General features: G+C 40.2%; 13 protein-coding genes. 6 read left to right on the forward strand and 7 right to left on the reverse strand.

Annotated features, from left to right (window positions below; all coding sequences use genetic code 11):
• The first annotated feature begins 12 nt into the window (after positions 1–12).
• From DXC23_RS05530 to ptsP, 6 genes are all read left to right on the forward strand, one after another.
• On the forward strand, positions 13–2,115 hold the full coding sequence (locus DXC23_RS05530) for a leucine-rich repeat protein (RefSeq protein WP_117705175.1): 2,103 nt from the start codon (positions 13–15) through the stop codon (positions 2,113–2,115).
• A 316-nt stretch (positions 2,116–2,431) separates the two neighbouring features.
• Positions 2,432–3,181 (forward strand): DeoR/GlpR family DNA-binding transcription regulator, encoded by a 750-nt coding sequence (locus tag DXC23_RS05535; protein ID WP_117705176.1) that lies wholly within the window; start codon positions 2,432–2,434, stop codon positions 3,179–3,181.
• Entirely contained in the window at positions 3,178–4,083 is a 906-nt protein-coding gene (gene pfkB, locus DXC23_RS05540; protein ID WP_117705177.1) for a 1-phosphofructokinase, read from the forward strand. Before DXC23_RS05535 ends, pfkB begins: the two co-directional genes overlap by 4 nt.
• Before the next feature lie 38 nt (positions 4,084–4,121).
• Positions 4,122–6,065 carry a PTS fructose transporter subunit IIABC gene (locus tag DXC23_RS05545; protein WP_117705178.1) on the forward strand — a complete coding sequence of 648 codons (1,944 nt, stop codon included), beginning with the start codon at positions 4,122–4,124 and terminating at the stop codon, positions 6,063–6,065.
• A 112-nt stretch (positions 6,066–6,177) separates the two neighbouring features.
• Entirely contained in the window at positions 6,178–6,441 is a 264-nt protein-coding gene (locus tag DXC23_RS05550) for an HPr family phosphocarrier protein (protein WP_117705179.1), read from the forward strand.
• Positions 6,442–6,499: 58 nt separating this feature from the next.
• Positions 6,500–8,200: a phosphoenolpyruvate--protein phosphotransferase gene (ptsP, locus tag DXC23_RS05555; protein ID WP_117705180.1), complete on the forward strand. Its 1,701-nt coding sequence runs from the start codon at positions 6,500–6,502 to the stop codon at positions 8,198–8,200.
• Positions 8,201–9,032: 832 nt separating this feature from the next.
• Here ptsP and rplQ read toward each other — a convergent pair.
• The 7 genes from rplQ to infA all read right to left on the reverse strand — a co-directional run bounded on the left by rplQ (position 9,033) and on the right by infA (position 12,295).
• Complete coding sequence (gene rplQ, locus DXC23_RS05560; protein ID WP_117705181.1) at positions 9,033–9,374, reverse strand: 50S ribosomal protein L17; 342 nt, start codon at positions 9,372–9,374, stop codon at positions 9,033–9,035.
• Between the two features lie 36 nt (positions 9,375–9,410).
• A complete protein-coding gene (locus DXC23_RS05565; RefSeq protein ID WP_117705182.1) occupies positions 9,411–10,364 on the reverse strand; it encodes a DNA-directed RNA polymerase subunit alpha in 954 nt (317 codons plus the stop codon).
• Positions 10,365–10,439: 75 nt separating this feature from the next.
• A complete protein-coding gene (gene rpsD / locus DXC23_RS05570; protein ID WP_117705183.1) occupies positions 10,440–11,036 on the reverse strand; it encodes a 30S ribosomal protein S4 in 597 nt (198 codons plus the stop codon).
• Between the two features lie 32 nt (positions 11,037–11,068).
• Positions 11,069–11,470, reverse strand: a complete 402-nt coding sequence (gene rpsK / locus DXC23_RS05575) for a 30S ribosomal protein S11 (RefSeq protein WP_022234125.1) — start codon at positions 11,468–11,470, stop codon at positions 11,069–11,071.
• 15 nt (positions 11,471–11,485) lie between these two features.
• Positions 11,486–11,854, reverse strand: a complete 369-nt coding sequence (rpsM, locus tag DXC23_RS05580) for a 30S ribosomal protein S13 (protein ID WP_022234124.1) — start codon at positions 11,852–11,854, stop codon at positions 11,486–11,488.
• Between the two features lie 68 nt (positions 11,855–11,922).
• Complete coding sequence (rpmJ, locus tag DXC23_RS05585) at positions 11,923–12,036, reverse strand: 50S ribosomal protein L36 (RefSeq protein ID WP_015523208.1); 114 nt, start codon at positions 12,034–12,036, stop codon at positions 11,923–11,925.
• Between the two features lie 40 nt (positions 12,037–12,076).
• Positions 12,077–12,295: a translation initiation factor IF-1 gene (infA, locus tag DXC23_RS05590; protein WP_022234123.1), complete on the reverse strand. Its 219-nt coding sequence runs from the start codon at positions 12,293–12,295 to the stop codon at positions 12,077–12,079.
• Positions 12,296–12,304: the final 9 nt, after the last annotated feature.

The following is a 12,304-nucleotide window of genomic DNA, read 5'->3' on the forward strand; positions in this document are numbered from 1 at the left end:
GAGAGAAAATAAATGAAAAAATTTTTAGCATTAATTATTGCTGTGGTTTTAGCTGTAAGCGGGTTATCTGTGATTTCAATTACAGCAAATGCGGCAACTATTTTTATAAGCGGCAACTATGAATATACTGTAAATTCAGATGATACCGTAAATATTGCGGGATATAAGGGTATAGCAACCGATATTACAATTCCGTCACAAATTTTAAATAAAAATGTTGTAAAAATTTCTGATAATTCTTTTTACAACAATAGCACATTAACTTCTGTTAAAATACCAAATACAATAAAAGTTGTCGGTTCAATGGCATTTCACAATTGTACAAAACTTTCAAAAGTTACATTACCAAGCAATCTTACGGAAATTGGCTATAATGCATTTGAAGGAACAACAGCACTTACAACAATTACAATTCCAAAAACAGTTACAACAGCCGGTAATAATGTATTTAACGGTTCGGCACTTAAAACAGCCGCTATAGAAAACGGCGCAACAGCAGTAGCAGACAATCTTTTCAGTAACGCTAAAAATTTAACTAAAGTAACAATTCCGAATACAGTAAAGAAAGTAGGCTCAATGTCATTTTATCATTGTGAAAAACTTTCGTCGGTAACATTGCCAAATACTCTTACCGAAATCGGCTATAGCGCATTTAACGGAACAACAGCGCTCACAACAATTACAATTCCAAAAACGGTTACAACAGCCGGTAATAATGTATTTAACGGTTCGGCACTTAAAACAGCCACTATAGAAAATGGTGCAACAGCAGTAGCAGACAATCTTTTCAGTAACGCTAAAAATTTAACTAAAGTAACAATTCCGAATACAGTAAAGAAAGTAGGCTCAATGTCATTTTATCATTGTGAAAAACTTTCGTCGGTAACATTGCCAAATACTCTTACCGAAATCGGCTATAGCGCATTTAACGGAACAACAGTGCTCACAACAATTACAATACCGAAGACTGTAACCAAAGCAGGCAGTGATGTGTTTGAAGATTCGGGACTAAAAACAGCCACTATAGAAAACGGTGCAACAGCAGTAGCAGACAATCTTTTCAGTAACGCTAAAAATTTAACTAAAGTAACTATACCGAATACAGTTAAAAAAATCGGCTCAATGTCATTCTACGGTTGTAAAAGTCTATCATCGGTAACATTGCCAAATACTCTTACCGAAATCGGCTATAGCGCATTTAACGGAACAACAGTGCTCACAACAATTACAATACCGAAGACTGTAACCAAAGCAGGCAGTGATGTGTTTGAAGATTCGGGACTAAAAACAGCCACTATAGAAAACGGTGCAACAGCAGTAGCAGACAATCTTTTCAGTAACGCTAAAAATTTAACTAAAGTAACTATACCGAATACAGTTAAAAAAATCGGCTCAATGTCATTCTACGGTTGTAAAAGTCTATCATCGGTAACATTGCCAAATACTCTTACCGAAATCGGCTATAGCGCATTTAACGGAACAACAGCGCTCACAACAATTACAATACCGAAGACTGTAACCAAAGCAGGCAATGATGTGTTTGAAGATTCGGGACTAAAAACAGCCACTATAGAAAACGGAGCAACATCAGTGCCGAATAATTTGTTTAGTAAAGCAACAAATCTGACACAGATAACCATTCCAAATACAGTTAAAAAAATAGGTTCAATGTCCTTTTATGACTGTACAAAATTATCCTCGGTAACTTTGCCGAATACTCTTACATCAATCGAAACATCTGCATTTAAAAATTGCCAAGCTATGAAATCTATTACTATTCCAAAGAGTGTTACATATTTTGGTACAACCGCAGTGGGCTATAGTGATGGCAGAGTTGTTGACGGATTTATAATTTACGGCTATAAAAATACAAAGGCGCAGACATACGCAACCAAAAATAAAATTACATTCAAAGCATTGCAGGAGGAAACTGTACCTGTAGGTGATATAAATAATGACGGCAAAATAGATGTATCGGATGTTACATACTTACAGATGTATCTTTCGGGCAATTCATCATATGTAATTAAAAATACAAAGGCGGCAGACGCAAACGGCGACGGTAAAATTGATGTTGCCGATGTTACAAAGATTCAGACTATTATTGCTTCGTAATTAAAATTTAATATTAAAAGTACTTTAAAGCTGTTCGGGCAAGAGTTACCGAACAGCTTTTTGCTTTTATAAATGACAAAATACGGGAATAAAAAGACAGTAATCGGGATAGAATATTTTTGAATAATCTTGACTGATTTATGACTGAATTTGAACGATTTAAAAGTGTAAAAGGAAAATCACTTGTTAAAATACATAAAACTATATGCGATTTTTGATGTAAACTAACTGAATTTCAATTTTAATGAATTTTTTTGAAATAATTTGCTTGACTTTGGCGAAACAGGTGTTATAATGTACTCAAGAGGTGAGGGAAATGCTTACTCAGGAAAGATACCAAACAATACTTCAAATATTAAACGAAAAAAATACGGTTACGGTTCAGGAGCTTACAAAGCTGTTAAATACATCCGAGTCAACAATAAGGCGTGACCTTACAACACTTGACGAGATGGGCAAGCTGAATAAGGTATTCGGAGGAGCAACCTCAATTCATCAGCTGTCGGGCGTATATGAGCCTGATGTGGAGTCAAGAGAAAGCGTAATGCTTGAGGAAAAGAAAGCAATCGCTATCTATTGTGCCAAACTTATTAATGATACGGATTTTGTGTATATAGACGCAGGCACAACCACTGATCTTCTCACGGATTACATTACAAATAAAAACGCAACCTATGTTACAAACGGCATTACACACGCAAAAAAGCTGATAAGAAAAGGCTTAACAACCTACACAATCGCAGGCAGAATAAAGCCGGCTACCGAGGCTATTGTAGGTACAGAGGGACTTAGGTCGCTTAAAACATATAATTTTACAAAATCCTTTATGGGTACTAACGGAATTGAAATTAATGCAGGCTTTACCACACCTGATATGGACGAGGGCTTGATCAAAGAGGAAGTAATAAAAAGGAGCTATATGTCTTTTGTTCTTGCCGATAACACCAAATTCAGAAAGGTATTTCCTATTACCTTTGCGGATATTAAAGACTGCTGTATTATAACCGACAAACTTCCGTACAAGGAGTTTTCGGAAAAAACAATAATCAAGGAGGTTATGAAGTGATTTACACAGTTACACTAAACCCATCAATTGATTACATCGTTCGTCTTGATGAGCTAAAGACAGGAATTACAAACAGAACTACAAGCGAAGAATATTATATCGGCGGCAAGGGCATAAATGTTTCGTGTGTGCTTTCGGAGCTCGGTATAAAGAGCACAGCGCTTGGTTTTGTTGCAGGATTTACCGGAGAGGCTATTGAAAAAGGTCTGAAAAATCCTAAAATCACAGCAGATTTTATCACACTTAAAGGCGGAATTTCAAGAATCAATATCAAGATAAAGGCAGGAGAGGAAACAGAAATCAACTGTCAAGGTCCGCATATTGACGAAGAAGAACTTTTGAATTTGTTTGATAAAATCGACAATATTCAAAGCGGCGACACACTCATAGTTGCAGGAAATATTCCGAACACCCTGCCTGACGATGTTTACGAGAGAATCCTCGAAAGACTTGAGGGCAAAGATGTAAGAATTGTTGTTGACGCAACCAAAAAGCTGCTTGTAAATTCTTTAAAATACAAGCCGTTTTTAATCAAACCAAACAGACAAGAGCTTTCAGAAATTTTTGATACCACAGTCAAAACCGAAAACGATGTTGTAAAATATGCTCAGGAATTACAGAAAATGGGTGCTAAAAATGTTCTCGTATCGCTCGGCGGTGACGGTGCATTGCTTGTAGATGAATTTGGTGAGGTTCACAAAGAGGGCGTTATTAAAGGCTACAAGGTGCTCAACACAGTAGGCTCGGGTGACTCGATGGTAGCAGGCTTTGTAGCCGGCTGTATTGACAAAAACGATTACGCCTATGCGTTAAAGCTCGGCAGTGCCTGCGGAAATGCAACAGCATTTTTAAACGGACTTGCCACAAAAGAAAAAATCGAAGAATTGCTTGCTCAGTTCTGAGTGGGTAGAAATAAATAAATAAAAAAGGAGAAGAATTTATGCGTATTACTGATTTATTAAAGCAAAGTGCCATAGAGCTTAATGTATCAGTGGCAAACAAACAGGCAGCAATCGACAAGCTAGTTTCATTGCACGAAAAGAGCGGAAACCTTGTAAATGCAGCCGAGTATAAGAAAGGAATCCTCGCAAGAGAGGAAATGGGAACAACAGCAGTCGGTATGGAAGTTGCCATTCCGCACGCAAAGAGCACGGCAGTTAAAGCTCCTGCACTTGCTGCAATTACAGTTCCTAACGGTGTAGATTATGAGGCTCCGGACGGACAGCCTTGCAAACTTATTTTTATGATAGCGGCTACAACAGACGGCGATGTTCACCTTGAGGTGCTCGCAAGACTTATGCAGCTTTTAATGCACGAGGACTTTACAGCGAAACTTAAAGCCGCAAAAACTCCGAAAGAATTTATCTCTATTATTGACGCAAAAGAAACAGAGAAGTTCCCCGATGAACCAAAGGCAGAAGTTCCTGCAAAGAAGGGTTACAGAGTTCTTGCTATCACAGCTTGTCCAACAGGTATTGCTCATACTTATATGGCGGCTGAATCACTCCAGAAAGCCGGCGACAGCCTTAACATTCCGATTAAGGTTGAAACAAACGGTTCGGGCGGTGCAAAGAATGTGCTTACCGAAGAAGAAATTGCAAATTGTGACGGTATCATCATTGCCGCTGACATCACAATAAATCTTGCCCGTTTTGACGGCAAGCCCGTTTTACAGTGTGCCGTTTCAGACGGTATTCATAAGCCAGAAGAGCTTATCAACAAGATTGTAAACAAAGAAGTTCCCGTATATCATCACAAAGGCGGTTCTGCAGATGCTCCAAAGAAGAGAGGCGGCGCTTACGGTCACCTTATGAACGGTGTATCACATATGCTCCCGTTCGTTGTAGCAGGCGGTATCTTCATTGCAATTGCATTCCTTATTGATATTGCATGCGGTGTTAACGCACAGGAGGTTGGCAGTACATTCGGTACGGTAACTCCTGCAGCCGCATGGTTTAAGACACTCGGCGGTGTGGCATTTAACCTTATGGTTCCTATTCTTTCCGGCTTTATCGCAATGTCAATTGCAGACCGTCCCGGCCTTCTCGTTGGTCTTGTAGGCGGATTCCTTGCAACATCAGGCGCAACCTTTGCAGATCCGGGTGCTGTTAACACAGTTCCGTCAGGCTTCCTCGGTGGCTTGCTTGCAGGTTTCGTAGGCGGTTACTTAATGCTTGCTATTGAAAAAATGTGCGATAAGATGCCTAAGGCTCTTGAGGGTATCAAGCCAGTTCTCATCTATCCGCTTCTCGGACTCGGCGGTATTCTCGTTGTAATGTGCGCAGTCAACCCGTTCATGGGTATGATTAACTCAGGTATGTCAGACGGCCTTAACGCTATTGCCTCTAACCCTGCAATGATGGTTCCGCTCTGTGCGCTCCTCGCAGGTATGATGTCTATCGACATGGGTGGTCCTTTCAACAAGGCAGCTTATGCATTCGCAACACTTAACCTTGCAAATGCAGACGATCAGGCATACATCATTATGGCAGCAGTTATGATCGGCGGTATGGTTCCTCCTATTGCAATCGCTCTTTCAAACACATTCTTCAAGAATCGTTGGACAGACGAAGAAAGAAAGAATGCTCCCGTAAACTATGTAATGGGACTTTCATTCATCACAGAAGGTGCAATTCCTTACGCAGCAGGTCATCCGCTTCAGGTTATCCCTTCATGTATCGTTGGTTCTGCAGTAGCAGGCGCATTTTCAGCTCTCTTTGGCTGTAAGCTTATGGCTCCTCACGGCGGTATCTTCGTATTCGCAACAATGCAGGGTACATGGTATTTCTACCTCCTTGCTCTTGCAATCGGTGCAGTAGTTTCAATGTTTATGCTTGCTTTACTTAAAAAGCCACTCAACAAAGAGGTTAAAAAGGTTAAATAATTTCAACAAAAAATCTTCCATTCTTTCTTAAAATATGATAAAATAAACTTAATTCAGACAGGGAGTAGCCCTCCCTGTCTAACACAAAACTATTATAAAGGGGTTTTCTATTATGGTATCAAAAAAACTTACATTAAATAATGCATCAGGTTTTCATATGCGTCCCGCATCAGTATTTGCAACAGCAATGGCAAAGTTCCAGAGTGATGTTACAATTGATTTCAACTCAAACAAAATCAATGCAAAAAGTCTTTTAAATATTATTGCAGCTTGTATTAAGTGCGGCAGCGAGTTTGTAGTAGAATGTAACGGTCCTGACGAAGAAGAGGCTCTTGCAAAGGCAGTAGAGCTTATTGAAAGCGGACTTGGTGAATAAAAACGGGAGCGTGTCTTGCGGCACGCTTTCTTACTAAAATTTGAAAGCAGGTGAGGTTATGTTACACGGAACACCCGCTTCCGAGGGTATCGGACTCGGAAGAGTAATGATTATTGAAGAAACAAAACTTGAATATAACAATGTTACTGTTACTGATACAGCGGCAGAGGTTGAGCGTTTCAGAAATGCCGTTCAGATTTTCTGCGACAATACCGCCGCTCAAGCAGATGCGCTGAAAGCGTCGGCAGGTGAAAAAGAGGCAGAAATTCTCGAGGGTCACATTCAGATGATGAAAGACCCGTATATGTGCGGTGAAATCGAAAAACTCATTGACAACGGTCAGTGTGCCGAGGCTGCACTTGAGTATATGTGCGATATGTTTATTACGATGTTTTCTGCCACAGATGACGAGCTGACACAGCAGAGAGCAGCTGATGTTAAGGATTTAAAAACAAGTATGCTAAGCATTTTGCTCGGAGTAAAAGAAGTAAAACTTTCGGCAGCGCCAAAGGGTACGGTAGTTGTCGCAAAAGAACTTACTCCGTCCATGACAGCAGGCATCAATAAAGAAAATATTGTCGGAATTATTACCGAAACAGGCGGCAAAACATCTCATTCGGCTATCCTTGCAAGGGCACTTGAAATTCCCGCCGTGCTAAGCGTAAACGGTGCGGTTTCAAAACTTTCGGCCGGTGCTTATGTAATCGTTGACGGCAGTGAGGGCGTAGTAATTGATGAGCCGGATGACGCTGTTATTCAGGAGTACAATACAAAGAGAATTAATTTTCTTAAAGAGCGCAAAGAACTTGAAAATTTCAGAGGCAAGGCAACTAAAGCTTTAAGCGGTGAGGAATACGAGCTTTTCTGCAATATCGGCAAGCCGGAGGATGCAATAAAGGCAGTTGATGCAGACGGCGAGGGCGTTGGTTTGTTCAGAACTGAATTTTTATTTATGGACAGAACCGCTTTGCCAACCGAGGACGAGCAGTTTGACGCTTACAAAAAGGCAGCGCTTACATTAAAGGGAAAGCCTGTTATTATCAGAACTCTTGACATCGGCGGTGACAAGGAAATTCCTTATCTCGGACTTAAAAAGGAAGAAAATCCTTTCTTGGGTTTCAGAGCAATAAGATATTGCCTAAAGCACAAGGATTTATTTAAAACACAGCTCAGAGCTATTGTAAGAGCAAGTGCATTTGGTGATGTAAGAATTATGTTCCCACTCATTACAGCGGTTGATGAGCTTAGAGAGGGCAAGGCACTTGTAGAAGAGGTTAAGGCTGAGCTTAGAGAGCAGGGAGTAGAGTTCAACGAAAATATCCCTGTCGGCATTATGACAGAAACCTCGGCGGCAGTTATGATTGCTGATATTCTTGCAAAAGAATCCGACTTTTTCAGCATCGGTACAAATGATCTTACGGGTTATACAATGGCTTGCGACAGAGGCAATGACGATGTTGCATATCTGTATTCACCGTTGCAGCCGAGTGTGCTGAGAGGAATTAAGTATATTATTGATTGCGCAAACAAGAATAATATTCCTGTCGGAATGTGTGGCGAGGCAGCAGCCAATCCAATGATGGTGCCGCTATTAATGTCATTCGGACTTACCGAGTTCAGTGTATCCGCACCGTCGGTATTAAAGGTGAGAAAGACTATTTCTACATGGTCAAAGGCAGAGGCAGACAAAGTAGCTGAAAAGGTACTTGCAATGGCCACAGAAAAAGAGATAAGCGATTACCTTAAAACTCTTTTATAATTAATCAGACAACAAGTTTCATAATCAACTCTAAATAATAGTTTGCAAAGGGCAGTGTTCATATGAGCACTGCCCTGAGCCTTTATGTGAAAATAATTTTAACAATAATTTATAAAATTTGGTTCTTTGTCAATAGTTGGAGTTAAGAACATAGTTATTAAGGCTTCCCCTTGAGGGGAAGCCTGTTTAGTTTGTTGAAATTTTTAGGATATCATCATTACCCCAACATTTATCACAGAACCGAAATAAATTAACAGGGATTTTATTTATGCTTTGTAAATGATTATGTTTAGCTTTTTCAATCGGGCAACAATGTGATGAAAAGGCAAGAGTTTCCGTCCCGAAGAAAAAAAGTTTGGTCAACCTTTTCAAAGGTTGTGGGTGTGGGCAACGCCCACAAAACTTTATGCTATCGCAAATTTTTTTGATAGCCAAATGGTTCATTTGGCGACTGAACATAACAGCGAGAGCCTGTAAATTGCAACAGCAAGAAGAAAAAGTTATTTTTATAATTTATGCCGTCATTGCTACACAATGACGGCACATTTTTTTACTTTTTTAAGGATATCGCCTGTTTTTCAAACAAATTCTAACACGCAAACAGCTTTGCTGTTTGCGCCAGAAAATAAGTAATAATAAAACCTTTTTATGGGCTCTGCCCAAACCCGCAACCCTTTAAAAAGGTTGACCTAAATTTTGAATTTATAAAACTAAACTTTGTGCGCTAAACCATTATTTACATCACCATTAAAAAATCAAAAATAATACAACAAAAACGCTCTCAACCAAAGTTGAGAGCGTATATATTCAGCAAATATTAATTACCGAAAAATCAGATTAACTCGATAACAGCCATCTCAGCACCGTCACCACGACGAGGACCGATCTTTGTTACTCTTGTGTAACCGCCGTTTCTGTCAGCATACTTTGGAGCAATCTCAGTAAAGAGCTTTACTGTAACTTCTTCCTTAGTAATGAAACCTAAAACGAGTCTTCTATTGTGAAGGTTATCTTCTTTAGCTGTTGTAATCATCTTCTCTGCCATAGCCTGAACTTCCTTGGCACGAGTAAGAGTTGTTTCGATTTTGCCGTTTTCGAGAAGGAATGTAACCATTGCACGGAGCATAGCTGTTCTCTGAGCAGTTGTTCTTCCTAATTTTCTTGTACCTGGCATTGTGTTCACTCCTTTACCGTTGGGTTTTTAAAGTGTTTATTCGTCTTCCTTCTGAAGACTAAATCCGAGAGAATTGAGTTTCTGGATTACTTCCTCGAGAGATTTTCTGCCGAGGTTTCTTACCTTCATCATATCCTCTTCTGACTTGTTGATCAAATCTTCTACCGTATTAATACCGGCACGCTTTAAGCAGTTGAATGAACGAACCGACAAATCAAGGTCTTCGATAGTCATTTCAAGAATTTTCTCCTTGCCCTTATCGTCTTTCTCAACCATAACCTCTGCGCTTGATGCCTTATCTGAAAGGTTTACAAAGAGGTTTAAATGCTCAGTAAGCACCTTAGCTGCAAGTGATACAGCCTCCTGTGCGTTGATTACACCGTTTGTCCAAACATCAAGTGTGAGTTTGTCATAGTCGGTGATCTGACCTACACGAGTGTTGTCAACTGTGTAGTTTACCTTTAATACGGGAGTATAAATAGAATCAATAGGTAAAACGCCAATAACATTATTGCCGCTAATAAGCTTGTTGCGTTCAGCAGGGATATAACCTCTGCCCTTGTCAATGGTGATTTCCATATTGAGCTTTGCATCCTCACCGAGAGTTGCAATGTGCTGCTCAGGATTGAGAATCTCAACCTCGCTGTCACATTTAATATCTCCGGCAGTTACTACGCAAGGACCCTGTGCTGAGATTTCAACAACCTTTGGGCTTGTTTCGTAAAGCTTTGCAACAACGCTTTTCATATTAAGAACAATTTCCGTAACGTCTTCCTTTACGCCGGGAATAGTTGAAAATTCGTGAAGAACTCCGTCAATCTTGATAGAAGTAACAGCACAGCCTTCAAGAGAAGAAAGCAATACTCTGCGTAAGCTGTTGCCTAATGTATTGCCAAAACCACGCTCGAGCGGCTCAACAACAAATCTGCCGTACTTTCCATCCTCGGTTAATTTCTCGGTGTCAATTCTCGGCTTTTCAATTTCGATCATTCGCGAATCCTCCTAAACATTATGCGGCTGCATAACGCAGCCAATGCGTGTGTAACCTGCCTGTGAAAAAAGGGATTACTTGGAGTACAACTCAACAATAAGGTGAGGAGCTACTTCGTAGTCGATATCCTCAAGACCCGGCAAAGCAACAACCTTTGCTGTGTATTCTTCCTTATTTACCTCAAGCCACTTTGGTGAGAGTCTGCCGCTTGTCTTATCAAGAATTTCTTTAAACTTAACGCTGTTCTTGCTCTTGTCTCTGATTGTGATAACATCGCCAACCTTAACTCTGTAAGATGGGATATCAACTCTCTGACCGTTTACGAGGAAATGACCGTGAGTAACAACCTGTCTTGCATCTCTTCTTGTCTGAGCCATACCCATTCTGAAGATGATGTTGTCAAGTCTTGTTTCAAGACAAACGATGAGGTTAGTACCTGCCTGACCTTCCATCTTAGTAGCAATTTCATAGTAGTGATAGAACTGCTTCTCAAGAACGCCGTAGATAAACTTTAACTTCTGCTTCTCTTTAAGCTGTAAGCCGTATTCTGAAACCTTCCTTCTACCATTTGCATTTGGCTTTCTGAAAGATTCCTTGTTTATGCCTACAACAGTAGGGCTAATGCCCAGGTATCTGCATCTTTTTAAGATAGGATCTCTGTTTACTGCCATTTTATTTTCACTCCAATAGAATATTTTAAATACTATACACGTCTTCTCTTAGGAGGACGGCATCCATTGTGAGGAATTGGAGTTACATCCTTAATCATAGTAACTTCAAGACCTGCTGACTGTAAAGCTCTGATTGCAGCTTCACGGCCCTGTCCCGGACCTTTAACATATACTTCAACGGACTTCATACCGTGTTCCATTGCAGCCTTTGCAGCTGTTTCTGCTGCTGACTGTGCGGCAAACGGAGTAGACTTCTTAGAGCCTCTGAAACCGAGTTCACCGGCACTTGCCCAAGATACAGCGTTGCCCTGTGTATCAGAAATAGTAACAATTGTGTTGTTAAAAGTTGACTGAATATGTGCTGCGCCTTTTTCAATATTTTTGCGTTCACGGCGACGGCGAATAACTTTCTTACCACCCTTTGGTGCTGCCATAATCCATTGCCCTCCTTACTTCTTCTTGTTAGCCATGGTTTTGCGTGGGCCCTTACGAGTACGAGCGTTTGTCTTTGAACGCTGACCTCTTACCGGAAGACCTTTTCTGTGACGAACGCCACGGTAACAACCAATATCAATAAGTCTTTTTATATCATAAGCTATGTCACGGCGAAGGTCACCTTCAACACGACAATGATGCTCAATATATTCTCTGAGCTTTGATACATCTTCTTCTGTCAAATCTCTGACACGAGTGTCAGGATTTACACCTGTTGCAGCAATAATGTCGCCTGCAGTTTTACGGCCGATACCGTAGATATAAGTTAAACCGATTTCAACTCTTTTATCTCTTGGTAAGTCAACACCTGCTATACGAGCCATTCAGTTGCACCTCCATTAAAAATCAATAAATTAAATTAGTAGTTTGTGTTTTAATGTTGTTAAGGTAATTAACCCTGACGCTGTTTGTGCTTAGGGTTTTCGCAAATAACTAAAATCTTACCTTTTCTTTTGATTACTTTGCACTTATCGCACATTTTCTTTACTGAAGGTCTGACTTTCATTAGTTAATCATTCCTTTCTAAAAAGTCGTATTGCCCCGGCTTATTTAGAACGCCAGGTAATTCTTCCTCTTGTCAGGTCATACGGTGACATTTCCACCGTTACCTTGTCGCCCGGCAAAATGCGGATAAAATTCATACGCAATTTACCTGAAATAACAGCTAAGATCACGTGACCGTTAGGCAGCTCAACCTTAAACTGTGCGTTAGGGAGAGCCTCCCTTACAATACCCTCGATTTCAATTACATCCTGTTTGGACATATCTTAAAC

This window comes from Eubacterium sp. OM08-24 (assembly GCF_003438075.1).
Taxonomy (GTDB): Bacteria; Bacillota; Clostridia; order Oscillospirales; family Acutalibacteraceae; genus Ruminococcoides.